The following is a 23707-nucleotide window of genomic DNA, read 5'->3' as shown; positions in this document are numbered from 1 at the left end:
CTTGCGATCGCCGCTAGCCCACCACCCAGATCGCCCTGGCCGCCGGGCTGCCCAGGTCGACGGTCGACTCCGCGCCGTCGCCGGCGGAGATGGCCACCGAGATCATCCCGGCGAACTCCCGCCGGGTCAGCACCCGCAGCCGCGAGTCCAGGTTGATCCCGACGTCGGCGAAGTAGCGCAGCATCTGCGGGTCGGCGTCGGAGATGCGGGCGACCGTCCCGGCGTCCCCCTCGTCGCACGCCCACAGCTGGCGGGCCGGCGGCGTGGGCACCTGCCCGTCCGAGGCCGGGATCGGGTCGCCGTGCGGGTCGCGTTGCGGGAACCCCAGCTTGGCGTCGATGCGGGCGACCAGCCGGTCGGACACCGCGTGCTCGAGCACCTCGGCCTCGTCGTGCACTTCGTCCCAGCCGTAGCCAAGCTCGTTGACCAGGAACGTCTCCAGCAGTCGATGCCGGCGCACCATGGCCAGCGCCGCCCGCCGGCCGGCCTCAGTCAGGCTCACGGCGCCGTACTTCTCGTGGTCGACCAGGCCCTGCTCGGCGAGTTTGCGAATCGACTCCGACGCGGTGCTGGCCGACACCCCGATCTTCTCGGCCAGCATCTTGGTGCTGACCTTCTCCACCGACCACTCCTGGGCGTTCCAGATCGCTTTGAGGTAGTCCTGGCCGACGGCGGTGAGACCGCCACGCTCTTCGTCAGCCTTCACAACGAGAAAGTTTAGGCAACCCGGGCCTGGTCGTGTGCTCCTCGCCACCCTCGTCCGTACGGATCTCCCGGTGGATCGCCGGGCGCCGTAGGCTAACCATCGTGCAGCGGTGGCGCGGCCAGGATGAGATTCCCACGGACTGGGGCAGATGCGTGCTCACCATCGGCGTATTCGATGGCGTGCACCGGGGCCACGCGGAGCTCATCGCGCATGCGGTTAAGGCCGGTCGCGCGCGCAACGTGCCGACCGTGCTGATGACGTTCGACCCGCACCCGATGGAAGTGGTCTACCCGGGCAGCCACCCGGCGCAGCTGACGACGCTGACGCGGCGCGCCGAGCTGGTCGAGGAGCTGGGCATCGACGTCTTCCTGGTGATGCCGTTCACCAGCGATTTCATGAAGCTCACCCCGGAGCGCTACGTCCACGAGCTGCTGGTGGAGCACCTGCACGTCGTCGAGGTGGTGGTGGGGGAGAACTTCACCTTCGGCAAGAAGGCCGCCGGCAACGTCGAGACCCTGCGGCGCGCCGGTGAACGCTTCGGGTTCGCGGTGGAGTCGATGTCGCTGCTCTCCGAACACCACAGCAACGAGACGGTGACGTTCTCCTCCACCTACATCCGGTCCTGCGTCGACGCCGGCGACGTGGTGGCGGCCGCCGACGCGCTGGGCCGCCCGCACCGCGTCGAGGGGGTGGTCGTGCGCGGCGAGGGCCGAGGCATGGAGCTGGGCTTTCCCACCGCCAACGTGGCGCCGCCGATGTACTCGGCCATCCCGGCCGACGGCGTGTACGCCGCCTGGTTCACCCTGCTCGGGCACGGGCCGGTGACCGGCACCGTCGTCCCGGGCGAGCGCTACCAGGCCGCGGTGTCCGTCGGCACCAACCCCACCTTCTCCGGCCGCACCCGCACCGTCGAGGCGTTCGTCCTGGACACCGACGCCGACCTGTACGGCCAGTACGTGGCGCTGGACTTCATCGCGCGCATCCGCGGGCAGAAGAGGTTCGACTCGGTGAAGGACCTGATCGACGCGATGGGCAAGGACACCGAGCGCGCCCGCGGGCTGCTCGCCGAGTGAGCAGTGGCGATCGCAAGCGCGGCGTAGCCGGGCGCTGCGGGTCGCCACCATCAGACCCGGCGATCGCAAGCGCGGCGTAGCCGGGCGCTGCGGGTCGCCACCATCAGACCCCGTCAGGCAGCGACCAGATCGTCGATCTGGTTGATGGCCGACGTGGCGCCCTCGACCACGCCCATGTCCAGCACCTGCTGCAGCGCCTCGGCGGACTCATACGTGCTCACGTAGGTCGCGCGAGTGCCGCCGTCGTGCGCGGCGAAGGTGTACACGTGCTTGGAGACCGGCAGCCCAGGGTTGGGGTTGAAGTCCGAGTCGGCGAAGCCGTCGTCGAAGGAGAAGCTTCTCGGCGCGTCGACGGCGGTGATCTGCCAGTAGCCGGCGTATTTCTCGCCGTCCGGACCGGTCATGTAGTACGTCGTGCGGCTTCCGGGCGTCAGGCTGTGGTCGACGACGGTCGCCGGGCAGGACGGCGGTCCCCACACCTTCTCCAGCTGGCGGGGATCGGCGTAGACCTGCCAGATGCGCTCCACCGGTGCGGCGAACTCCGCGGTGATGGTCAGCGTCAGGTTCTCGGGATCGTGCTGGACACCGGTCACGGGCATGGTTCAGTCCTCCTTGGGGTCGGATGAGATGAGCTCGTCGATGCGAGCGATGCGATCGCGCCACAGGAGTTCGAGTTCGGTGAGCATGGCCGCCACCGAGCGCACGGCGGTCACGTCACCGCTGGCCAACTGCTCGCGGCCGCTGCGGCGTTTGGTGATCAGGCCGGCCTTTTCGAGCACGACGACGTGCTTCTGCACCGCCGCAAAGCTCATGTCGTACTTGCACGCGAGCCTGGAAACCGAGTGCTCCCCGGCGAGCGTCCGGCGCATGATGTCGCGCCGGGTTCGGTCGGCGAGCGCGTGGAACAGGGCGTCTACCCGGTCCTCCTCGTCTACGGTCACATCTACGGTCACGGGAACAACATACAACCAATCGGTTGTATGTTGTCAAGCCGGCGGCCCTGGCCTGCGATTTCAGCGGACATGACAGCCGCTGATAGACTCTCCCGGCGTGTGCTGCAGTCCGCGGCGGCCACGCACGACACCTTTCGACACCTTTCGCGGCACCGATTGATGGAGATGTATTCGTGGCGCTGACCGCCGAGCAGAAAAAAGAAATCCTGGGCACATACGGCCTGCATGAAACCGACACCGGTTCGCCGGAGGCGCAGGTCGCGCTGCTGACCAAGCGGATCGCCGACCTGACCGAGCACCTGAAGGTGCACAAGCACGATCACCACTCCCGGCGGGGGCTGCTCCTGCTGGTCGGTCGCCGCCGCCGGCTGCTCAAGTACGTCGCCCAGATCGACGTCGAGCGGTACCGCTCGCTGGTCGAGCGCCTCGGCCTGCGCCGCTGAGGCCCGCAATCGCAATCCTTCCGCCCTGCTGGCGGGCCAAGCCCGCCAGTGTAGAGTGGGAGCGTTCTGGGCCGGTTCGGCCCGAGCAAACGGTGCGGCTACGCAGATCCGCGTGTGCCGTTCCAGCGTGTCATTGTGCACGTCACACGGGAGCAGCCCAGTCTGTATCGGGCGGTCTTCGGTAGTGGCTGCCGGGCTCTCCGGATCTGGAGCTTCTCGGCCGCTTCGATCGATGGCCGTAGCCGCATTCAGGCTCTTTCCGCTCTTAGGAAGCTCTCGGGTTACCTGCGCGTGACGACGCGAAAAAGCTGAATACCCAGAGAGGCTGTACGGACACCTATGTCTGTCGCTGAAATTGAAGAAGGCGTCTTCGAGTCCACCGCCACCATCGACAACGGGAGCTTCGGCACCCGCACCATCCGCTTCGAGACCGGCCGGCTGGCCCAGCAGGCCGCCGGCGCCGTCGTCGCCTACCTCGACGACGAGAACATGCTGCTGTCGGCGACCACCGCCAGCAAGAACCCCAAGGAACACTTCGACTTCTTCCCGCTGACCGTGGACGTCGAGGAGCGGATGTACGCCGCGGGCCGCATCCCCGGCTCGTTCTTCCGTCGCGAGGGCCGGCCCTCCACGGACGCGATCCTGACCTGCCGGCTTATCGACCGGCCGCTGCGCCCGTCGTTCGTCAACGGCCTGCGCAACGAGATCCAGGTCGTGGTGACGATCCTCAGCCTGGACCCCAACGACCTGTACGACGTGGTCGCGATCAACGCCGCGTCCGCCTCCACACAGCTGGCCGGCCTGCCGTTCTCCGGCCCCGTCGGTGGTGTGCGGGTCGCGCTGATCGACGGCCAGTGGGTCGCGTTCCCGACCGTGGAGCAGCTTGAGCGCGCCGTCTTCGACATGGTGGTCGCCGGCCGGAAGGTCGACGGGGACGTCGCCATCATGATGGTCGAGGCCGAGGCCACCGAGAAGGTCATCGAGCTCGTGGAGGGCGGCGCCCAGGCGCCGACGGAAACCGTTGTGGCCGAAGGCCTGGAGGCCGCCAAGCCGTTCATCGCGGTGCTGTGCACCGCGCAGGAGGAGCTGGCCGGCGCGGCTGCCAAGCCCACCAGCGACTACCCGACGTTCCCGGATTACGGCGACGACGTGTACTACTCGGTGGCCTCGGTGGCCACCGACGAGCTGGCCAAGGCGCTGACCATCGGTGGCAAGGCCGAGCGCGACGCCCGCACCGACGAGCTGAAGGCGGAGGTGGTGGCGCGGCTCGCCGAGACCTACGAGGGCCGCGAGAAGGAGGTCAGCGCCGCGTTCCGCTCGCTGACCAAGAAGCTGGTCCGCCAGCGCATCCTGACCGACCACTTCCGCATCGACGGCCGCGGCATCACCGACATCCGCGCGCTGAGCGCCGAGGTCGCCGTGGTGCCGCGGGCGCACGGCAGCGCGCTGTTCGAGCGCGGCGAGACCCAGATCATGGGTGTCACCACGCTGGACATGGTGAAGATGGCCCAGCAGATCGACTCGCTGGGACCGGAAACCTCAAAGCGCTACATGCACCATTACAACTTCCCGCCGTATTCGACCGGTGAGACCGGCCGGGTGGGTTCGCCCAAGCGCCGCGAGATCGGCCACGGCGCCCTGGCCGAGCGGGCCCTGATCCCGGTGCTGCCCAGCGTCGAGGAGTTCCCGTACGCCATCCGCCAGGTCTCGGAGGCGCTGAGCTCCAACGGCTCGACGTCGATGGGATCGGTCTGTGCGTCCACCTTGGCGCTGCTGAACGCCGGTGTGCCGCTGAAGGCGCCGGTGGCCGGCATCGCGATGGGCCTGGTTTCCGACGACGTCGAGGTTGACGGCAAGACGGAGCGCCGCTTCGTCACGCTGACCGACATCCTGGGCGCCGAGGACGCGTTCGGCGACATGGACTTCAAGTGCGCCGGCACCAAGGACATCGTCACCGCGCTGCAGCTGGACACCAAGCTCGACGGCATTCCCTCCCAGGTGCTCGCGGGTGCGCTCGCGCAGGCCAAGGACGCCCGGCTGACCATCCTCGAGGTGATGGCCGAGGCGATCGACGGGCCCGACGAGATGAGCCCGTACGCGCCGCGAGTCACCACCATCAAGGTCCCGGTGGACAAGATCGGCGAGGTGATCGGCCCCAAGGGCAAGGTCATCAACGCCATCACCGAGGAGACCGGCGCGCAGATCTCCATCGAGGACGACGGCACCGTGTTCGTCGGCGCCACCGACGGGCCCTCGGCGCAGGCCGCGATCGACCGGATCAACGCCATCGCCAACCCGCAGCTGCCGACCGTGGGCGAGCGGTTCCTCGGAACCGTGGTCAAGACAACGGATTTCGGCGCGTTCGTGTCGCTGTTGCCGGGTCGCGACGGCCTGGTCCACATCTCCAAGCTGGGCAAGGGCAAGCGCATCGCGAAGGTCGAGGACGTGGTGAACGTCGGCGACAAACTGCGGGTCGAGATCGCCGACATCGACAAGCGGGGCAAGATCTCGCTGGTGTTGGTGGAGGAAGACAGCTCGGCCCCTGCCGACGCCCCGGCGGCCGCCCCTGCCGATGCCGCGACCACCAGCAGCTGACCGCGCCGCGGCCCTGCGCCGCGGCGAGCAGACCCTCGAGGCCGAACCCTCGACCGCCCTGCGGCGCAGCACGCTTCCGGGCGGGCTGCGGGTCGTCACCGAGTACCTGCCGGCGGTGCGGTCGGCCTCCGTCGGGGTCTGGGTAGGCGTTGGATCGCGCGACGAAGGCGCCACCGTGGCGGGGGCGGCGCACTTCCTCGAGCATCTGCTGTTCAAGTCGACCCCGACCCGCAGCGCCGTGGACATCGCGCAGGCGATGGACGCGGTCGGCGGGGAGTTGAACGCCTTCACCGCCAAGGAGCACACCTGCTACTACGCGCACGTGCTCGACAGCGATCTCGAGCTGGCGGTCGACCTGGTTGCCGACGTGGTGCTCAACGGCCGGTGCGCCGCCGAGGACGTCGAGCTGGAGCGCGACGTGGTGCTCGAAGAGATCGCGATGCGCGACGACGACCCCGAGGACGCGCTGGGGGACATGTTCCTGGGCGCGATGTTCGGTGACCACCCGGTGGGCCGGCCGGTGATCGGCACCGCGCGGTCGGTGTCGGCGATGACCCGGACCCAGCTGCACTCGTTTCACGTGCGGCGCTACACGCCCGAACGCATGGTGGTCGCGGTGGCCGGCAACGTCGACCACGACCAGGTGGTCGCGCTGGTGCGCGAGCACTTCGGGCCGCACCTGGTCCGCGGCCGCCGGCCGATCGCCCCGCGCAAGGGTGCCGGGCGGGTGACCGGACGGCCCCGGCTGATGTTGGGCAACCGCGACGCCGAGCAGACGCATCTCTCGCTCGGGGTGCGCACGCCGGGGCGTAGCTGGCGGCATCGCTGGGCGCTGTCGGTGCTGCACAGCGCACTCGGTGGCGGCCTGAGTTCCCGTCTGTTCCAAGAGGTTCGCGAGCTGCGCGGGCTGGCCTACTCGGTCTACTCGACGGTGGACATCTTTGCCGACAGCGGTGCGCTGTCCGTCTATGCCGCGTGCCAGCCGGAGCGGTTCGCCGAGGTGATGCAGGTGACCAACGAGGTCCTCGAATCGGTTGCCCGCGACGGCATCACCGAGGCGGAGTGCCGCATCGCCAAAGGCTCGTTGCGCGGCGGGCTCGTCCTGGGCCTGGAGGATTCCAGCTCCCGGATGAGCCGGCTGGGCCGCAACGAACTGAACTACGGCGAGCACCGCAGCATCGAACACACCCTGCGCCAGATCGACCAGGTGACCGTCGAGGAGGTCAACGCGGTGGCCCGCCGGCTGCTCAGCCAGCCGTACGGCGCCGCCGTGCTGGGCCCGTACGCCTCCAAACGGTCACTGCCCCAACAACTTCGGGCGATGGTAAATTAGGCCCGTGGTACTGGGCTTTTGGGACATCATGGTGCCCATCGTGGGTGCGCCGATGGCCGGCGGACCGGGCACGCCGGAACTGGCCGCGGCGGTGTCCAACGCGGGTGGGCTGGGCTTCGTGCCCGGCGGCCACCGGAGCGCGGAGCGGTTCGCCGAGGACATCGCCGCCGCCCGCGCCGCGACCACCGGCCCGCTGGGCGTCAACCTGTTCGTCCCGCAACCCAGCGTCGCCGACTGGGTGGCGCTGGACTACTACGCCGAAGAACTCGAAGAGATCGCCGACTACTACCAGGTCGAGGTCGGCCATCCGGAATACGGTGACGACGACGACTGGGAGCGCAAGCTCGAGGTGGTGGCCGACATGCGGCCCGAGCTGGTGTCGTTCACCTTCGGCGTCCCGCCGCCCGATGTGATCCGCCGCCTGGGGGCGCAGGGTCTGCTGGTGATGGTCACGGTGACCTCGGCGTACGAGGCGGGGGTGGCCGTCGCCGCCGGTGCGGACAGCCTGATCGCGCAGGGTCCCGACGCGGGTGGGCACCGGGGCACCTTCGCGCCCGACATGGAGCCCAGCGGCGAGTCGCTACACCACCTGATCGACCGCATCCGCCACGCGCATGACGTCCCGGTCGTGGCCGCCGGTGGCCTGGGCAACGCCCGGGACGTCGCCGCCGTGCTGCACCGGGGCGCGGTGGCGGCCCAGGTCGGCACCGCGCTGCTGCTCAGCGACGAGGCGGGCACCAGCACCGCGCACCGCACCGCCCTGAAGAATCCCGTCTTCGGGACCACCGTCGTCACGCGGGCGTTCTCGGGCCGGTACGCGCGCGGCCTGGAGAACAACTTCACCCGACTGCTCGACAACGTGGCGCCGCTGGGCTACCCCGAGGTCAACCAGATGACCTCGCCGATCCGGGAGGCGGCCGCCGCCCTGGAGGACCCCAACGGCATACCCCTGTGGGCCGGAACGTCGTTCAAAGAGGCCCAGGCCGGGCCGGCGGCCGACATCATCGCCAGCCTGGTGGAGGCGGACTAGGCCAGCACGCTCGCCGGATCGGTGAACGGCAGATTCAGGTCGGCGGCCACCCGCCCGCACAGCAGCGCGCCGTCATGCGTCGAAAGGCCTTGCGCCAGAGCCGGATCCGATCGGCAGGCGGCCTGCCAGCCGCGGTCGGCGAGTTCGAGCACGTACGGCATGGTCGCGTTGGTCAGCGCCACGGTCGACGTCTTGGGCACCGCGCTGGGCATGTTCGCCACGCAGTAGAACTGCGTGTCGTGCACCGCGAAGGTCGGGTCGTCGTGCGTGGTGGGCCGGGAATCGGCGAAGCAACCACCCTGGTCGATGGAGATGTCGACCAGCACCGCACCCGGTTTCATCTGCGCGACAAGCGCATTCGAAACCAGTTCCGGGGCCTTGCCGCCCGGCAGCAGCACCGCGCCGATCAGCAGGTCGGCCCGGGTGACGGTGCCCTCGAGCTCGTACGCCGACGAATAGCGCGTGCGGACCTGCCCGCCGAACTCGGCGTCGAGCAGCCGAAGCTTGTTGATGTTGACGTCGAGAACCGTGACGCTGGCGCCCATCCCGTTCGCGACCCGGGCGGCGTTGTAACCGGCGGTGCCGGCGCCGATCACCACGACGTCGGCGGGCTTCACGCCCGGCACCCCGCCCATCAGCACGCCGCGGCCGCCGTGGGTCCGCATCAGGTGGTAGGCGCCGACCTGCGCCGACAGCCGGCCGGCGACCTCGCTCATCGGGGCCAGCAGCGGTAGGGCGCCGTCGGGCGTCTGCACGGTCTCATACGCGATAGACGTTGTGCCCGAGGCCAATAGCGCGTCGGTGCAGGCGCGCGAGGCGGCCAGGTGCAGATAGGTGAACAGCACCTGACGCGAGCGCAGCAGGCCGTACTCGGCCGCGATCGGTTCCTTCACCTTCAGTAGCAGATCGGCCTCGGCCCAGACCTGTTCGGCCGAGTCGGCCAGTTGGGCGCCCGCCGACTTGAACTCCTCGTCGGGAATGGACGAGCCCTCACCGGCACCGGCCTGGACGAGCACCTCGTGCCCGCGTCGGGTCAGTTCGGCGACGCCGGCGGGCGTGATGGCAACCCTGAACTCGTTGACCTTGGTCTCGGTCGGTACGCCGACTCGCATGGCTGCCCCTAGCTTTTGCGAAGGTTCGCCCTCAAGTGTGGGGAAAGTTCCGCCTGCCCGCAATCGAGGGTGAAACCACCCGCGCGCTGGCTATGATCGCCCAATGACCGACCCGTCCGTGACGGCCTCCGTGCAGGTCGCCGCCGGTCCCGACCTGGTGTATCGGCTCATCACCGACCTGCCGACGCTCGCGTCGTTCGCCGAGGAGGCGGTCGCCATGGAGTGGCGCCAAGGCGATGCGGCGCGCCCCGGGGCGGTGTTCACCGGGCACAACGAAAGCGCCAAACGGCGCTGGAGCACCAAGTGCACCGTCACCGACGCGGAACCGGGCCGGATCTTCGCGTTCGACGTCCGGCACTCGATGCTCCCGATCGCGCGCTGGCAGTACGACATCGTCGCGACCGACGGCGGTTGCCGGGTCACCGAAAGCACCTGGGATCGCAGGCCCGCCTGGTTTCGCAAAATCGCCGGCAAGGCCACCGGCGTCCCGGATCGGGTGGCGGCCAACTCCGAACACATCCGGCTCACCCTGCAGCGCCTCAAGCAGCGCGCCGAGTCCGAGTAGCCGGCCGGCATGCGACGCGACCCGGCCGTAGCCGTCGTCGGAGCGGGCATGTCGGGGATATGCGTCGCAATTGCGTTGCTGCGCAGCGGGATAACCGACGTCACCGTCTACGAGAAGGCCGACGAGGTCGGCGGGACCTGGCGGGAGAACACCTACCCCGGCCTGGTCTGCGACATCCCGTCGCGCGTCTACCAGTACACGTTCGCTCACAACCCCAACTGGTCGCACGTGTTCTCGCCCGGCGGTGAAATCCAGGATTACTTCCGCGGCGTCGCCGAGAAGTTCGGGCTGCGCGACCGCATCCGGTTCGGCACGGAGATCGTCAGCGCGCGATTCGAGGGCGGTCGCTGGCGGCTGCGCACGAACGCCGGCGAAGAGTCGACCGTCGACTTCCTGATCTGCGCCACCGGCGTGCTCCATCACCCGCGCCTGCCGTCGATCCCCGGCCTGGAGGACTTCGGTGGACACGCTTTTCACTCGGCGCGGTGGGATCACTCCGTCGAATTGCGCGGCCGGCGGGTTGCCGTCATCGGCAACGGGTCGACGGGCGTGCAACTCGTCTGCGGCCTGGCCGGGGTGGCGGGCCGGGTGCTGCTCTTCCAGCGCACCGCGCAGTGGGTGCTGCGGCTGCCCAACCCCCGCTACAGCAGGCTCACCCACCTCACCCACGACAGGTGGGGCTGGCTCGACCGGCTGGCCTACCGGTGCTACAGCTTCGGCTACGACACCTTCGCCGTCGGGCTCACCAAGCCGGGGCTGCGCCGCAAGATCATGGGCGCGCTGTGCCGGGCCAGCCTGCGCGAGGTCCGCGACCCCGAGTCGCGCCGCGCGCTGACGCCCGACTACACGCCGATGTGCAAACGGCTGGTGATGTCCAATGGCTTCTACCGCGCCGTGCAGCGCGACGACGTCGAACTGGTCACCGCCGCCATCGACCACGTGGAGCGTCGCGGCATCGTGACCGCCGACGGAATCCTGCACGAGGCCGACATCATCGTGCTGGCCACCGGGTTCGACACCCACGCTTTCTTCCGGCCGATGCGGCTGATCGGCCGCGACGGCATCGCCGCCGACGACGTGTGGCGCGACGGTCCGCGGGCCTACCAGACGGTGGCGCTGCCGGGCTTCCCGAACTTCTTCATGATGCTGGGGCCGCACAGCCCGGTCGGCAATCTCGCGCTCACCACCGTCGCCGAATCGCAGGCCGATCACATACTGCGCTGGATCCAGCGTTGGCGCCGAGGCGAATTCGACACGGTGGAACCGACGTGGCCCGCGACCGAGAACTTCAACGCCAGGCTGCGCGCGGCGATGCCCGACACGGTGTGGACCACCGGTTGCCAGAGCTGGTACCTGAACAAGGACGGGGTGCCCGAGGTCTGGCCCTTCACGCCGGGCGAACACCGCGCCATGCTGGCGAACACCGATCTCGGCCAATACGACTTGCGCCGGGAGGTCACCGCCGGGTGAGCCGGTAGCCCAGGTGGGGGACCTTCACGCCGGGCAGCGGCTCCCAGTCCAGGGTGCGGCCGTCGGCGCGAAAGCCGTTCGTCTCGTAGAAGATTCGCGCCCGCGTATTGCGTTCGGCGCACCACAAGACGACGTCGCCAGGAGGGCTTTCGGTCAGGGCAGTGCCGAGCAGCCGGCCGCCGACGCCGTGGCGTTGGTGGTCCGCCGCGATGTACAGCGAGTCGAGTTCGACCTGTTCGGGATTCGCGAGGTTTGGCCCGAAGATGGTCATACCGATTGTGGCCGAACCGAATTCGGCGACCCACATGCTCCAGTCGCGGCGCTGCAGGAGCCGCGGATACGCCAGGATGGCCCAGCGCCGCGGTGATCCGAGTACGTCGAGGGTGGAATCCGGCAGCACGCCCGTCCACGACTGCCGCCAGACCGGATAATGCATTTCGGCGACCCGGGCGAAGTCGTTCGGTCCGGCGCGGCGGATCGTGATGCCGCCGTCGGTCACCGGCGGGTTGGCTCCAGGTAGGCGGCCAGCGCGTTGGTCAGGCCGCGCCGCGCCATGTCCAGGTCCGCGTACGAGCCGAGCTGGCGCTCGGAGACCAACCCGCGCATCGCGCCGGGGATCAGCGCGGCCACCTCGCGCACCCGGTCCGGGTCGACGTCCAGCCCGGCAAAGGCGTGCTGGCAGGTTTCCAGCCAGCTCTTGCCCCAGGAGAACAGCTCGGCGGCGGTGCGCGGAAACAGGCGCTCGAGCTCGTCGGGGTCGCGGGGGAGCGCGGCCCGCAGGTTCTCGATCGCGCGGGAATCAGGCGAGGCCAACCCGTCGTAGAGGGTGTCGATGATGGCGCCCACCCGCTCACGCAGGGGCGCGTGCTGCGAGACGGGCGTCGACAGCGTTGAAAAGGTCGCGGCGCGGCGCTCGGCGGTGCGGTGCAGCACCGCCGCCCAAAACCCGTCGGTGTCGCCGAACTGGTACTGCACCGCGCCCCAGGTGGCGCCGATGTCCTTGGCGATGCGATTGGCCGACACCGAGCCCGGGTCGCCGGAGGCCAACGACTTGAGCGCGGCCTCGAGCATGCTCTCCCGCGTGGCGTTGCCACGTCGGTTGGGGCGCCGGTTCACGGTTCCGGACCCGCTGACCTGCCGAGTCATCTGCCGAGCCTATCGCGCGGGGCAGCGGTGAAGGTTTCATAGAGGGTACTTTGATTTTTGGCGGGCGTTGCCTATCATTCGTATCCAAGGAGGGATCCCGCATGGCTAAGCCGCCGTTGTCGATGAAACCAACCGGCTGGTTCCAAGTCGCCTGGTCCGACGAGATCGGCGTGGGCGACGTGCACAAGATGAAGTACTTCGGCCAGGAGATGGTCGCGTGGCGGGCCGAGTCCGGGCAGCTCACCGTGATGAACGCCTACTGCGAACACCTCGGCGCGCACTTGGGTTACGGCGGCAAGGTGGTCGGCGAGGTGCTGCAGTGCCCGTTCCACGGGTGGCAGTGGAGCGGCGAGGGTCGCAACGTCTGCATTCCCTACCAGGATCGGCCGAACCGCGGCCGTCGTATCCGCACGTATCCTGTGGTGGAACGCAACGCCTCGGTCTACATCTGGCACGACGTCGATCGCCGTGACCCGTACTTCGACGCGCCGGACGTGTTCGGCGCGTTCCGCGACGGCGGCGGCGCGGACGACTACTACCCGCAGCAGCGGTTGTACCGGCAGGCCCTGGAACTGCATCCGCAGTATGTGCTCGAAAACGGTGTGGACTTCGCGCATTTCAAGTTCGTGCACAACACGCCCATCGTGCCGGTGTTCACCCGCCACGACTTCGCGGAGCCGGTGTCGTTCGTCGACTTCACCATCACGTTCGAGGGTGACGACGGGCAGAAGATCGAGGATGTCAACAGCGGGGTGGAGGCCGTCAACGGCGGCCTGGGCATCGCGGTGACCAAGAGCTGGGGGATGATCGACAACCGCACCATCTCCGCGGTCACCCCGGTCGACGAGTGCACCTCCGATGTCCGGTTCATGGTCTACATCGGCCGCAGCCCTGGCAAGGACCCGGCCCGCGCCGAGCGCAAGGCGGCCGAGTTCGGCCGCGAAGTGATCCGCCAGTTCGAGCAGGACATCGAGATCTGGCAGCACCAGCGCTATTCCGACCCGCCGGCGCTGGCCACCGACGAGTACGAGGGCTTCACCGCAATCCGCAAGTGGGCCAAGCAGTTCTATCCCGAGGCGTTCGCAACACAGGAAGGCTCTATGCAATGAGTAGCGCACCGATCCGTGTCTTCCAGGTTGGCAGCGGAAACGTCGGCTCGGAGATGATCAGACGGATCGCCACCCATCCTGACCTGGAACTCGTTGGGGTGCATGCTTATTCGGCGGAGAAGGTCGGCAAGGACACGGGCGAATTCGCCGGGGTGGGGTCCAACGGGGTCATGTTCACCGGGAGCGTCGAGGAGATCATCGCCTCCAAACCGGACGTGCTCACGTTTCACGGCGTGTTCCCCGACGAGGACCTGTACGTAACAGTGCTCGAGGCGGGCATCGATATCGTCACCACCGCCGACTGGATCACCGGCTGGCACCGCGACAAGAACCACCCGCACCCGTCGGGCAAGCCGGTGAGCCAACTGTTGGCCGAGGCCTGCGAGAAGGGCGGCGCCACGTTCTACGGGACCGGGATGAACCCGGGCCTGAACCAGATCCTGGGCGTCGTGTGCTCGGCCGACGTTGCCGATATCGAAAACGTCACCACCATCGAATCCGTCGACGTCTCATGCCATCACTCCAAGGACACCTGGATCGAGGTGGGCTACGGCCAGCCGGTCGACGACCCGGAGATCCCGCGCAAGCTGGAGAAGTACACCCGCGTCTTCGCCGACAGCGTGCTGATGATGGCGGACTGCTTCGACCTGCCGCTGGACGAGGTGAAGTTCAGCTACGAGCTCGGCGCCTGCACCAAGGACGTCGACCTGGGGTGGTACACGCTGCCCAAGGGCTCGCTGGGCGGCAACTACATCAAGTACCAGGGCATGGTGGCCGGCGTTCCCCGGGTTGAGACACACCTGGAGTGGCAGATGACCCCACACACCGACCCGAGCTGGAACATCAAGGGCTGCTACATCACTCAGATCAAGGGCGACCCTTGCATCTACAACAAGCACATGATTTTCCCCAAGCCCGGTGTGGACCTGTCCAACCCGGATAACTTCGCCTCCATCGGCATGACCGTGACCGGCATGCCCGCGCTGGCCTCGATCAAATCGGTCGTCGCGGCCCCGCCGGGACTCATCACCAGCGCCGACCTCCCGCTGCGCGGATTCGCCGGGCGGTTCAAGATTTAGGCGTCGTCAAGGGTCTTCCGGGTTGTGGTAGTCGTTCGTGCGCTGCCCGCGATCGAGATGCGGCGGCGGAATCCACTCGGTGCGCCCGTCCGGAAGCTTCCTTGTCCGCCAGCCCTTTTCGAGGAGCTTGTGGTGCGGTGCGCAGGCGAAGGTAAGGCTGTCGGCATCGGTCCGGCCGCCGGCGGCCCACTCGTCGAGATGGTGGACCTCGCACCAATAGCCCGGCGCGTCACAGCCCGGATGCGTGCAGCCGCGGTCCTTCACGTAGAGGACGATCCGCTGGTCCGGCGTGGCGATCCGCCGTGACCGGCCGAGATACAGCGGGCGGTGAGAGTGTTCGTCGAACACGGCCAAATAGTGATGGGCGTGGCGCGCCGTCCGGATCACGTCGCGCATCGGCAGCACCGTTCCGCCGCCTGTCACCGCACGCCCGGTGCCGGCCGTGAGCTGCTGCAGCGTGGTCGAGACGATGACGGTGACCGGCAACCCGTTGTGCGCCCCCAACCGCGGGTCGCCCAGCTGGCCGCGCACCAGCGCGTTGATCGCGTCATGCTGGCGCTGCGCGTGGCTGCGCGTGTCCCCGCTCGCGGTCTGGTCCCCGGGTTCGCCTTCAGTGCACGGCTTTTCGTCGTCGGGGTTGCACATGCCGGGGGCGGCGAAGCGCGCCAGCCACGCGTCGAGGTTGGCGCGCAGTTCCGGGGACGCGACCAGCTTGCCGACGCTCATCCCGTCGGGCCGTTGCGCGGCCCAGCTGAAGCCGCGCTGACGGGCGCGGTCGACGTCGGAGAACTTACCGTCGGGATTGAGTCGTAATGCGCACCGGTGCGCGACCTTCTGCAACTGGTCGGGACGCAAACCGGCAGCCTGCCGGGCCAGGAATCGCTCGGCCGCATCGACCTCCTCGGCGCCGACGGCGGCCGGCAGGTCACGCACGAACGCCTGGATCACCCGCAGGTGCTGGCAATCGAGGACGCCGTCCCGCCACGCCGCGGCGGTGGCCGGCAACTCCGGTGGCAACTCCTGGCCGGTGAGCGTCAGCCGCGGCGAGAGCTGCTTGGCGTCTCGGACTCGGCGGCACGCGTCGGCGTAGCTGATCCGCAACCAGTCGGCGATGACCTTGTGGACCGGTCCGCCGACCTCGGCGGAATCCTCGTTCGCCAGGCCCGCGATCACGTCGGTGCCGACCGCGGTTTGGCGCCGGTGCGAGTTTTCCATCGCCTCCAGCACGTGCAGCCGGACGACGGGGCTCAGCGCGCCGAAATCGAGCCCGCGCACCGCCACGTCGGCCGCGTCCAGCGCGTCCAGGGCGGCGGCCACCTCGGACGGCACTTCCATCGAACGCATGTTCGAACACTAGAACGTGGAGCCAGCCCCGCGCCACCGGCAAGAGCCCAGGTTGTGGATAAACACCCAACTGTGGATGAACCCGCCCGGTCTAGGGTGAAACCCATGCGGGTAGGCGTCTTGGGAGCTAAGGGAAAAGTCGGTTCGGCGATGGTGGCCGGCGTGCAGGCCGCCGACGATCTGACGCTGTCCGCCGAGGTGGATGCGGGGGACTCGCTCAGCCTGTTCACCGACGCCAAGACCGAGGTGGTCATCGACTTCACCCACCCCGACGTGGTGATGGGCAATCTGGAGTTCCTCATCGGCAACGGAATTCACGCCGTCGTCGGCACCACCGGCTTCACCGCCGAGCGGCTGGACCAGGTCGAGAAGTGGCTGGCCGAAAGCCCCGACACCTCGGTGCTGATCGCCCCCAACTTCGCGATCGGGGCGGTGCTGTCCATGCACTTCGCCAAGCAGGCCGCGCGCTTCTTCGATTCGGTCGAGGTGATCGAGCTGCACCACCCGCACAAGGCCGACGCCCCATCGGGCACGGCCGCCCGCACCGCCAAGCTGATCGCCGAGGCGCGAAAAGGCTTGCCGCCCAACCCCGATGCCACCAGCACCGGCCTGCCCGGCGCCCGGGGCGCGGACGTCGACGGCATCCCGGTGCACTCGGTGCGGCTGGCCGGGCTGGTGGCCCATCAGGAGATCCTGTTCGGCACCGAGGGGGAGACGCTGACCATCCGCCACGACAGCCTGGACCGCACCTCCTTTGTGCCCGGCGTGTTGCTGGCGGTGCGGCGCGTCGCGGAACGCCCCGGCCTGACCGTCGGGCTCGAGCCCCTGCTCGACCTGCAATGAACGACCTGCAATGAACGACCTGCGATGAACTCAGCCCTGCGCACCCAGTTGCTGATCGCTTTCCTGTGCGTGGCGATGCTGGCGTACTTCGTGCTGCTGGGGCGGATGGCCGTCGCGATGATCGCCTCCGGCCGGGCGGCCGTCGTGGGCCTGGGGCTGGCGGTGCTGATCATGCCCCTGATCGGGCTGTGGGCCATGGTGGCGACGCTGCGGTTCGGGTTCGCCCACCAGAAGCTCGCCGATCTGATCGCGGCCGACGGCATGGAGCTCGACACCAGCGCGCTGCCGCGACGGGCGTCCGGCCGCATCGAACGGAACGCCGCCGACGCGCTGTTCGCCTCCGTGCGCACCGAAGTGGAAGACCACCCCGACGACTGGCGGCGCTGGTACCGGCTGGCCCGCGCGTACGACTACGCGGGGGATCGCCGCCGGGCGCGCGAGGCCATGAAGACCGCCCTCCAATTGCAGGGCCGCCAATGAGTAAGACCCTGCTGATCGTCCACCACACGCCCTCCCCGCACTGCCACGAGATGTTCGAGGCGGTCGTCTCCGGCGCCACCGACCCCGAGATCGAGGGCGTGGAGGTCGTTCGGCGGCCGGCGCTGACGGTGTCGCCGGCCGAGATGCTGCAAGCCGACGGCTATCTGCTGGGCAGCCCGGCGAACCTGGGCTACATGAGCGGGGCGCTCAAGCACGCGTTCGACTGCGCCTACTACCAGCTGCTGGACTCGTCGCGTGGGCGCCCGTTCGGCCTCTACCTGCACGGCAACGAGGGCACCGAGGGCGCCGAACGCGGCGTCATGTCGATCACGACGGGGCTCGGCTGGGTGAAAGCCGCTGAGACCGTGCTGGTTTCGGGCAAGCCGGACAAGGGCGACCTGGAGGCCTGCTGGGAACTCGGCGCGACGGTCGCCGCCCAGCTCATGGAATGAGCCGTCTAGGTGTAGGTCGGTTTGAACGCCTCGGCCGGTTGGGCCAGGGCCAGCGCCGAGCTGGTGCCGATCGGCCCGTGCCGGTCGAACAGGGTGGCGGCGCCGGTGGCCACCCCGGCCGCGCCGTAATGGCTTTGCGCCGCCAGCCCCAGGAATTCACCGTCGGGCAGGCGGCTGGCGGTGACGGTGTAGTCGGCGTTGATGTAGCGCAAACCGCCTGTGCCCCAATGGGTCAGCGAACTCGTGATGTCCCCGACGAAGGCCAGTCGGGTGAACGGGGTCAGCGGGTAGCCCTGCACCATCGGGCGAAATACCCTCGTCCAGGCGAACTTTCGGGAGTGGGACTGTTCCCACTCACCGGCCGCGATGCCCGGACTGCCCGCGTCGGTGGCCCCGTAGCCCCAGATCAGAAACGGCATGTCGTCCGGGACACCGCCGGAATCGGGCGGAGGCGGCGGCATCGCCAGGGGCGCGGACCACACCTCCCCTTCGGGATGCTCCCCTCGGCGCAGGAACAGCGCACTGGCCCGGGCGACGGTGTTGCCGCCCTGCACCAGCGCGCCGTCGACGAGCTTGATCCGCCTGCCCTCCCGCTGCACCGAGGTCCGGATCTGCACCGGCTCGAGCAACGCCGGGCGGAGCAGGTCGACCGTGAGGCGGGCGGGCTGAAAGTCCGGCTCGATGCCGGATTGCTCTATGCCCCAACCCAACAGGCCGCCGACGTTCTGACCGCCCATCGCGGCCCCCCACGGTCCCCGGGTCAGCGGGCCCGGCACAAAGGAGTCACCGTCGACAGTGAAGAACGCCTCGGGCATGATGGCGGAATCGTCGACCGTCACGGCCATCACGATAGGACACGCCGATAGTAAGGACCGGGCATGCCTCCAGTGATCGAAATTCCGCGCGGCCATAACCCCTTCCCGACGACAGGCGTGACCCGCGACGCCGACGGTGTCCCGCATTACGACGACCTGCCCGACACGCTGCTGGACATGCTCGCCGAACAGGTCGAGCAGCGCCCGGACAGCGAGGCGGTGGCCGAACTCGGTGCCGGCCGATTGACCTACCGCCAGCTGTGGGACCGCGCGGCGCGCGTCGCCGGCGGGCTGCGCGCGGGCGGGTTGCGACACGGTGACCGCGTCGCGGTGCGTTACCCCGCCGGCGTCGACTGGGTGCTGGCGTTCTGGGGCATCGTGATGGCCGGTGGTGTTGCGGTGGCGGTCAATACCCGCTCGGCGCAACCGGAAGTCGAGTTCGTCCTCGACGACTCCGGGGCCACCCTGGACCTGGCGGCGGACACGCCGCTGCCCGACGGCCAGCCGCATGTGACGGAGCGACTGGACCGCGCCGACGTGGCCGCGCTGTTCTACACGTCGGGCACCACCGGCCACCCCAAGGGGGTGCCGACCACCCACGAGGCCTTCTTGACCAACACGGAGAACGCGATTCGCTGCCTCGACCAGCCGCGCGACCTGGGCGAAGCGATGCGCACGCTGATCTCGGTGCCGCTCTTCCACGTGACCGGTTGCAACTCCCAACTGCTGGCCGCCACCCGGCTGGGCGGGGCCTCGGTGATCATGCCCGCCCTCAACCTGGACGGGTTGATCGCCACGCTGGCCGCCGAGCGCATCTCCGTCATGGTCACCGTCCCGGCCGTCTACGCACTGATGTTGCGGCACAGCGGCTTTGCCGACGCCGACGTCTCGGGCGTCCGCTGGGCGGGCTACGGCGGCGCCCCGATCGCCCCGTCGCTGGTGCGTTCGGTGCAGAACGCCTTTCCGCAAGCAACGGTGTTCAACGGCTACGGCATGACCGAGACGGCCTCGCTGATGACCGTGCTCCCGAGCCGGGACGCCGTGGAGCACGCCGACTCGGTCGGGTACGCGGTGCCCTCCGTCGACCTAGGACTGATTCCATTCGGCGGCGACGAGGAGGGCGTCGGCGAGCTGGTGGTGCGTGGCGCGAACGTCACCGCCCGGTACTGGAACCGCCCGGAAGCGACCGCGGCGACCATCGTGGACGGCTGGTTGCACACCGGCGACGTGGTGCGGGTCGACGGGGCGGGGCGCGTGCACATCGTCGACCGCCTCAAGGACATCATCAACCGCGGCGGCGAAAACGTCTCCAGCGTCGAGGTGGAAGCGGCGCTGCTGGCGGCGCCCGGCGTCGCCGACGCGTGCGTGCTGGCGGTTCCCGACGACGTCATGGGTGAGAAGGTGGGCGCGGTGCTGTTCGGCGGCGCCGACGAGATCGACGTGCCGGCGGTGCTCGACCACTGCCGCGAGCGGCTCGCCGACTTCAAGGTGCCGCAGTACGTCACGGTGGTCGACGCCGCGCTGCCGCGCAACGCCGGCGGCAAGCTGCTCAAGGGCAGGCTTCGCGAGCAGGTGCAGTGGGGGGAGCCGCTGCGATGAGCGCGACGGTGCTGATCGCCAACCGCGGCGAGATCGCGCTCCGAATCGTCCGCACCGCAGTCGAATTGGGCATGCGAACCGTCGCCGTCTACGCCGAGGACGATGCCGAGAGCCCGCACGTGCACGCGGCCGACGAGGCGATCGGGCTGCCGGGCGCCGGGCCGCGCGCCTACCTGGACCAGCCCGCCCTGCTGGCCGCGGCCAAGAGCTCGGGTGCGGAGCTGATCCACCCCGGGTACGGCTTCCTCAGCGAGAACGCCGAATTCGCCCGCGCCTGCGTCGGCGCCGGGTACGCGTTCGTCGGACCGGGCGCCGACGCGCTCGAACTGCTGGGCAACAAGACCGCCGCCCGCGCCGCCGCCGTCGCCGCCGGGGTGCCGGTGTTGCCCGCGACCGACGGGCCGAGCAGCGTCGCGGACATCGAGGCGTTCTTCGCGACCCAGGGCGGCGCCATCATGATCAAGGCGCTCGCCGGCGGGGGCGGCCGGGGGATGCGCGCGGTGCGCCGCGCCGACCAGATCGCCGGCGCCTGCCGACAGTGCGCCGCGGAGGCGCAACTGGGCTTCGGCGATCCTGCGCTGTTCGCCGAGGCGCTGCTCGACGGCGCGCGGCACATCGAGGTTCAGGTCGTCGCCGCGCCGGCGGGGCACCAAACGCGCGCGCTCGCGCTCGGCGACCGCGACTGCAGCATCCAGCGGCGCTATCAGAAGCTCGTCGAAATCGCCCCCGCCCAAGGGCTTTCCGACAGGCTGCGGCACGACTTGCACCAGGCCGCGGCCAGGTTGTGCGCGCGCGTCGCGCTGCGCGGGCTGGCCACGGTCGAATTCCTGGTCGCCGGTGAGGAATTCGTGTTCCTCGAAGTGAACCCCAGAATCCAGGTGGAGCACACCATCACCGAGGAGACCACCGGCTTCGACCTGGTGGCCCTACAGCTGGCCATCGCGGGCGGCGCCTCCTATTACCAGCTCGGCCTGCCGGCCGGAATCGCCTCCGACGGTAACGAAGTCATCGGCGAGCCCGCCGCGCATCGCGGCATCGCGATCCAGGCCCGGGTCAACACGGAGACGTTCGCGCCCGACCTGTCCGTCGTTCCCGCGGCCGGCACGCTTACCGCGTTCAGTCCGCCGAGCGGGCCCGGGATCCGCGTCGACACCTACGGCCGGGCCGGCCTGGTCGTCAACGGACAATACGACTCGCTGCTGGCCAAGGTCGTCGCGCGCGTGCACGGGTCGTCGGCCCCGGCGGCGCTGCGGAAGGCCCGCACCGCCCTCGCGGAGTTCGGCATCGAGGGCGTCCGCACCAACGTCGACTTCCTGCGTGAGCTGCTGTGTGACCCCGCGCTGGAATCCGGTTGGGTGACCACCGCTTTCCTCGACGACAAGCTGCCGGAGCTGGCGGCGTCGGCGTCGACACACCAGCACGAGGTCCGGGCCGCGCCGGTCGAGCTGTATCCCGGCGAGGACGTACTGCGGGCCCAGCTGGCCGGCACCGTCGTCGAGGTGGCGCCCGAGGGCGCCGACTTCGGCGCGGGCAGCCAGCTCGTCGTCCTCGAAGCCATGAAGATGCAGCATGTGCTCGCCGCGCCCGACGCGCTGCGGACCGTGCGCGTCCTGGTGTCGCCCGGGCAGGTGGTCGGCACCGGCGACCCGCTGCTGGTCTTCACTCGCACCGACGCCGCCGCCGGGGGCGAGTTGGCCACGGCGGCAACGGATCTCGACCGGACGCGCGCCGACCTCGAGGAGGTGCGCCGTCGGCACCTGTTTACCCTCGACGAGGGCCGGGAGGCCGCGGTGGCCAAGCGGCACCGGCAGGGTCGCCGCACGGCGCGGGAGAACATCGCCGATCTCGTCGATCCCGGCAGCTTCGTCGAATACGGCGCACTGGCCATCGCGGCGCAACGCAGCCGGCGCTCGGAGGAGGACCTGATCGCCAACACCCCGGCCGACGGCCTGGTCGCCGGCCTGGCCACGATCGGCGCCGACCGCTTCGGGCGGGCCGCGGCCGAGGCCGTCGTGGTGTCCTATGACTACACCGTGTTGGCCGGCACGCAAGGCATGCGCAACCACGCCAAGACCGACCGGGCGTTCGACCTGGCGACCCGGAAACGGCTGCCCGTGGTGCTGTTCGCCGAGGGCGGCGGTGGCCGGCCGGGCGACACCGACGTCGGCGGCGTCGCCGGGCTGGACGTGCCGACGTTCCGGATGCTGGCCGCGCTGAGTGGGCGGGTGCCGTTGATATCGATCGTCTCCGGCCGGTGCTTCGCCGGAAACGCCGCGCTGGCCGGGGTGTGCGACGTGATCATCGCGACCCCGGACGCCAACATCGGGATGGGTGGGCCCGCGATGATCGAGGGCGGCGGGCTCGGCGTGTACCCGCCGGAGGCCATCGGTCCGATCGGCGTGCAGCGGCGCAACGGCGTGGTCGGCCTCGTCGCGCGCGACGAGGCGCACGCCGTATCGCTGGCCAAGCGGTATCTGTCGTATTTCCAGGGCGGCGTGGACGATTGGACCGCGCCGGATCCGCAGCTGGCCCGGCATGTGGTGCCGGAGAACCGATTACGCGCCTACGACGTGCATCGGGCGATCGAGGCGATCGTCGACACCGGCTCGGTGCTTCAGCTGCGACCCGACTACGGCGTCGGCATCGTCACCGCCCTCGTCCGCGTCGAAGGGGCGGCGTACGGGCTGATCGCGAACAGCACCCACCACCTGGGCGGCGCCATCGACGCCGAGGCGGCCGACAAGGCCGGCGACTTCCTCGCCCTGTGCGAATCGTTTGGGCTGCCGGTCATTTCGCTGTGCGACACCCCGGGCTTCATGGTGGGGCCCGATGCGGAGGTCCAGGCGGCGGTCCGGCGGTTCGGGCGGATGTTCGTGCTGGGCGCGCGGTTGACCGTGCCGCTCGGAATGATCATCCTGCGCAAGGGGTACGGGCTCGGCGCCATGGCGATGGCCGGCGGTTCCTTCCGCGCCCCGCAGTTCACCGTCGCGTGGCCCACCGGCGAGATCGGCGGGATGGGACTCGAGGGCGCCGTGCGCCTCGGGTTCAGCAAGGAGCTGGCCGCCGAGGGCGACCCCGTCAAGCGCCAGGAACTGTTCGACAAGCTGGTGGCCGCGGCCTACCAGCACGGCAAGGCGCTGCGGGCCGCCACCACCTTCGAACTCGACGACGTCATCGACCCCGCGGACTCCCGGGCCTGGATCACCAGGCTCCGGGAGGGCCGGAGCTGATCAGGCGTGGCCGGAACCGCAGCCGACGCCGGGCAGGCAACCCTGGCCGCCCGGAATGCCGCCGGGTCCCGCGTTCTGGCCACCGGAGCCGCAGCCGACGCCCGGCACGCAGCCCTGACCGCCGGGACCGCCGCCGGGCCCGTTGAATTGGCCGCCGGAGCCGCAGTTGCCGTTCGCGTCGCAACCGCCGCCGCTCGGGTCGTCCTTGAAGACGACGTGCGTGGGCGCCGCGGTCGGCGCAGCCGCGACGACGGGGGAATCGGTCATGGCGATCGGCGCCACGGCGACCGCCGCGGCCGCCGCCCCGCCCACCATCAGTCTTTTCATGGG

23 protein-coding genes are annotated in these 23707 nt (G+C 69.6%); 14 read left to right on the top strand and 9 right to left on the bottom strand.

Annotated elements, in window-relative coordinates:
* Window positions 1-13: 13 nt before the first annotated feature.
* Window positions 14-706 (bottom strand): manganese-binding transcriptional regulator MntR, encoded by a 693-nt coding sequence (gene mntR / locus A5730_RS07040; RefSeq protein ID WP_067897455.1) that lies wholly within the window; start codon window positions 704-706, stop codon window positions 14-16.
* Between the two features lie 101 nt (window positions 707-807).
* On the opposite strand from mntR, the gene A5730_RS07035 reads away from it, so the two are divergent.
* Window positions 808-1779, top strand: a complete 972-nt coding sequence (locus A5730_RS07035; protein WP_067897452.1) for a bifunctional riboflavin kinase/FAD synthetase — start codon at window positions 808-810, stop codon at window positions 1777-1779.
* A gap of 113 nt (window positions 1780-1892) precedes the next feature.
* Here the strand turns inward: A5730_RS07035 and A5730_RS07030 are convergent, their stop codons facing one another.
* Both A5730_RS07030 and A5730_RS07025 read right to left on the bottom strand, forming a co-directional pair.
* Window positions 1893-2378 carry an SRPBCC domain-containing protein gene (locus A5730_RS07030; protein ID WP_067897448.1) on the bottom strand — a complete coding sequence of 162 codons (486 nt, stop codon included), beginning with the start codon at window positions 2376-2378 and terminating at the stop codon, window positions 1893-1895.
* Between the two features lie 3 nt (window positions 2379-2381).
* The gene (locus A5730_RS07025; protein WP_067897445.1) at window positions 2382-2720 is read right to left on the bottom strand and encodes a helix-turn-helix transcriptional regulator; all 339 of its coding nucleotides are present in this window, start codon (window positions 2718-2720) and stop codon (window positions 2382-2384) included.
* A gap of 185 nt (window positions 2721-2905) precedes the next feature.
* On the opposite strand from A5730_RS07025, the gene rpsO reads away from it, so the two are divergent.
* The 4 genes from rpsO to A5730_RS07005 all read left to right on the top strand — a co-directional run bounded on the left by rpsO (window position 2906) and on the right by A5730_RS07005 (window position 8133).
* Entirely contained in the window at window positions 2906-3175 is a 270-nt protein-coding gene (rpsO, locus tag A5730_RS07020) for a 30S ribosomal protein S15 (RefSeq protein WP_055400345.1), read from the top strand.
* A 339-nt stretch (window positions 3176-3514) separates the two neighbouring features.
* Complete coding sequence (locus A5730_RS07015; RefSeq protein ID WP_067897442.1) at window positions 3515-5770, top strand: polyribonucleotide nucleotidyltransferase; 2256 nt, start codon at window positions 3515-3517, stop codon at window positions 5768-5770.
* On the top strand, window positions 5748-7103 hold the full coding sequence (locus tag A5730_RS07010; RefSeq protein WP_067897439.1) for a pitrilysin family protein: 1356 nt from the start codon (window positions 5748-5750) through the stop codon (window positions 7101-7103). The genes A5730_RS07015 and A5730_RS07010 overlap by 23 nt, the downstream gene beginning before the upstream one ends.
* A gap of 4 nt (window positions 7104-7107) precedes the next feature.
* Entirely contained in the window at window positions 7108-8133 is a 1026-nt protein-coding gene (locus A5730_RS07005; protein ID WP_067897436.1) for a nitronate monooxygenase, read from the top strand.
* Here the strand turns inward: A5730_RS07005 and ald are convergent.
* Entirely contained in the window at window positions 8130-9245 is a 1116-nt protein-coding gene (ald, locus tag A5730_RS07000; protein ID WP_067897435.1) for an alanine dehydrogenase, read from the bottom strand. The genes A5730_RS07005 and ald overlap by 4 nt on opposite strands.
* Before the next feature lie 103 nt (window positions 9246-9348).
* Between ald and A5730_RS06995 the strand changes: the two genes are divergently transcribed.
* On the top strand, window positions 9349-9810 hold the full coding sequence (locus A5730_RS06995) for an SRPBCC family protein (RefSeq protein WP_067897432.1): 462 nt from the start codon (window positions 9349-9351) through the stop codon (window positions 9808-9810).
* Between the two features lie 9 nt (window positions 9811-9819).
* The gene (locus A5730_RS06990; RefSeq protein WP_067897429.1) at window positions 9820-11280 is read left to right on the top strand and encodes an NAD(P)/FAD-dependent oxidoreductase; all 1461 of its coding nucleotides are present in this window, start codon (window positions 9820-9822) and stop codon (window positions 11278-11280) included.
* Here the strand turns inward: A5730_RS06990 and A5730_RS06985 are convergent.
* Together A5730_RS06985 and A5730_RS06980 are read right to left on the bottom strand one after the other, a co-directional pair.
* On the bottom strand, window positions 11267-11779 hold the full coding sequence (locus A5730_RS06985) for a GNAT family N-acetyltransferase (RefSeq protein ID WP_067897426.1): 513 nt from the start codon (window positions 11777-11779) through the stop codon (window positions 11267-11269). The genes A5730_RS06990 and A5730_RS06985 overlap by 14 nt on opposite strands.
* Window positions 11776-12351 carry a TetR/AcrR family transcriptional regulator gene (locus tag A5730_RS06980; RefSeq protein WP_369829857.1) on the bottom strand — a complete coding sequence of 192 codons (576 nt, stop codon included), beginning with the start codon at window positions 12349-12351 and terminating at the stop codon, window positions 11776-11778. Before A5730_RS06980 ends, A5730_RS06985 begins: the two co-directional genes overlap by 4 nt.
* A gap of 176 nt (window positions 12352-12527) precedes the next feature.
* Between A5730_RS06980 and A5730_RS06975 the strand changes: the two genes are divergently transcribed.
* Together A5730_RS06975 and A5730_RS06970 are read left to right on the top strand one after the other, a co-directional pair.
* On the top strand, window positions 12528-13535 hold the full coding sequence (locus tag A5730_RS06975; RefSeq protein ID WP_067897420.1) for a Rieske 2Fe-2S domain-containing protein: 1008 nt from the start codon (window positions 12528-12530) through the stop codon (window positions 13533-13535).
* Window positions 13532-14614 (top strand): dihydrodipicolinate reductase, encoded by a 1083-nt coding sequence (locus tag A5730_RS06970; protein ID WP_067897416.1) that lies wholly within the window; start codon window positions 13532-13534, stop codon window positions 14612-14614. Before A5730_RS06975 ends, A5730_RS06970 begins: the two co-directional genes overlap by 4 nt.
* A gap of 6 nt (window positions 14615-14620) precedes the next feature.
* Here A5730_RS06970 and A5730_RS06965 read toward each other — a convergent pair whose 3' ends face one another.
* A complete protein-coding gene (locus A5730_RS06965) occupies window positions 14621-15958 on the bottom strand; it encodes an HNH endonuclease signature motif containing protein (RefSeq protein ID WP_067897413.1) in 1338 nt (445 codons plus the stop codon).
* Window positions 15959-16063: 105 nt separating this feature from the next.
* On the opposite strand from A5730_RS06965, the gene dapB reads away from it, so the two are divergent.
* From dapB to A5730_RS06950, 3 genes are read left to right on the top strand one after another with little or no spacing between them, the layout of a single operon-like run.
* The gene (gene dapB, locus A5730_RS06960; RefSeq protein WP_067897411.1) at window positions 16064-16801 is read left to right on the top strand and encodes a 4-hydroxy-tetrahydrodipicolinate reductase; all 738 of its coding nucleotides are present in this window, start codon (window positions 16064-16066) and stop codon (window positions 16799-16801) included.
* A 24-nt stretch (window positions 16802-16825) separates the two neighbouring features.
* On the top strand, window positions 16826-17281 hold the full coding sequence (locus A5730_RS06955) for a hypothetical protein (RefSeq protein WP_067897408.1): 456 nt from the start codon (window positions 16826-16828) through the stop codon (window positions 17279-17281).
* Window positions 17278-17733, top strand: a complete 456-nt coding sequence (locus A5730_RS06950) for a flavodoxin family protein (RefSeq protein ID WP_067897405.1) — start codon at window positions 17278-17280, stop codon at window positions 17731-17733. Before A5730_RS06955 ends, A5730_RS06950 begins: the two co-directional genes overlap by 4 nt.
* Before the next feature lie 5 nt (window positions 17734-17738).
* On the opposite strand, the gene A5730_RS06945 is transcribed toward A5730_RS06950, so the two are convergent.
* Entirely contained in the window at window positions 17739-18572 is an 834-nt protein-coding gene (locus tag A5730_RS06945; protein ID WP_197506179.1) for an acyl-CoA thioesterase domain-containing protein, read from the bottom strand.
* Window positions 18573-18611: 39 nt separating this feature from the next.
* Here A5730_RS06945 and A5730_RS06940 point away from each other — a divergent pair, with 39 nt between their 5' ends.
* The gene (locus A5730_RS06940; RefSeq protein ID WP_197506177.1) at window positions 18612-20147 is read left to right on the top strand and encodes a class I adenylate-forming enzyme family protein; all 1536 of its coding nucleotides are present in this window, start codon (window positions 18612-18614) and stop codon (window positions 20145-20147) included.
* Window positions 20144-23377: a carboxyl transferase domain-containing protein gene (locus A5730_RS06935; RefSeq protein ID WP_067897395.1), complete on the top strand. Its 3234-nt coding sequence runs from the start codon at window positions 20144-20146 to the stop codon at window positions 23375-23377. Before A5730_RS06940 ends, A5730_RS06935 begins: the two co-directional genes overlap by 4 nt.
* Here the strand turns inward: A5730_RS06935 and A5730_RS06930 are convergent, their stop codons facing one another.
* Window positions 23378-23704, bottom strand: coding sequence for a PE-PGRS family protein (locus A5730_RS06930; RefSeq protein ID WP_067897392.1), 327 nt, complete (start codon window positions 23702-23704; stop codon window positions 23378-23380).
* Between the last annotated feature and the right edge of the window lie 3 nt (window positions 23705-23707).

This window comes from Mycobacterium sp. ACS4054, assembly GCF_001667275.1.
In the GTDB taxonomy this organism is placed as follows: domain Bacteria; phylum Actinomycetota; class Actinomycetes; order Mycobacteriales; family Mycobacteriaceae; genus Mycobacterium.
This window is presented reverse-complemented; position numbering and strand designations above follow the sequence as displayed.

Bases quoted from the DNA above. Each gene is read 5' to 3' on its own strand.
- dapB (WP_067897411.1), top strand. From the start codon at position 16,064: ATGCGGGTAGGCGTCTTGGGAGCTAAGGGAAAAGTCGGTTCGGCGATG.
- A5730_RS06970 (WP_067897416.1), top strand. From the start codon at position 13,532: ATGAGTAGCGCACCGATCCGTGTCTTCCAGGTTGGCAGCGGAAACGTC.
- ald (WP_067897435.1), bottom strand. From the start codon at position 9,245: ATGCGAGTCGGCGTACCGACCGAGACCAAGGTCAACGAGTTCAGGGTT.
- A5730_RS06980 (WP_369829857.1), bottom strand. From the start codon at position 12,351: ATGCTCGAGGCCGCGCTCAAGTCGTTGGCCTCCGGCGACCCGGGCTCG.
- A5730_RS06955 (WP_067897408.1), top strand. From the start codon at position 16,826: ATGAACTCAGCCCTGCGCACCCAGTTGCTGATCGCTTTCCTGTGCGTG.
- A5730_RS06975 (WP_067897420.1), top strand. From the start codon at position 12,528: ATGGCTAAGCCGCCGTTGTCGATGAAACCAACCGGCTGGTTCCAAGTC.
- A5730_RS06940 (WP_197506177.1), top strand. From the start codon at position 18,612: ATGCCTCCAGTGATCGAAATTCCGCGCGGCCATAACCCCTTCCCGACG.
- A5730_RS07030 (WP_067897448.1), bottom strand. From the start codon at position 2,378: ATGCCCGTGACCGGTGTCCAGCACGATCCCGAGAACCTGACGCTGACC.
- A5730_RS06990 (WP_067897429.1), top strand. From the start codon at position 9,820: ATGCGACGCGACCCGGCCGTAGCCGTCGTCGGAGCGGGCATGTCGGGG.
- A5730_RS07015 (WP_067897442.1), top strand. From the start codon at position 3,515: ATGTCTGTCGCTGAAATTGAAGAAGGCGTCTTCGAGTCCACCGCCACC.
- A5730_RS06930 (WP_067897392.1), bottom strand. From the start codon at position 23,704: ATGAAAAGACTGATGGTGGGCGGGGCGGCGGCCGCGGCGGTCGCCGTG.
- A5730_RS06950 (WP_067897405.1), top strand. From the start codon at position 17,278: ATGAGTAAGACCCTGCTGATCGTCCACCACACGCCCTCCCCGCACTGC.
- A5730_RS06965 (WP_067897413.1), bottom strand. From the start codon at position 15,958: ATGCGTTCGATGGAAGTGCCGTCCGAGGTGGCCGCCGCCCTGGACGCG.
- A5730_RS06935 (WP_067897395.1), top strand. From the start codon at position 20,144: ATGAGCGCGACGGTGCTGATCGCCAACCGCGGCGAGATCGCGCTCCGA.
- A5730_RS06995 (WP_067897432.1), top strand. From the start codon at position 9,349: ATGACCGACCCGTCCGTGACGGCCTCCGTGCAGGTCGCCGCCGGTCCC.
- A5730_RS07010 (WP_067897439.1), top strand. From the start codon at position 5,748: ATGCCGCGACCACCAGCAGCTGACCGCGCCGCGGCCCTGCGCCGCGGC.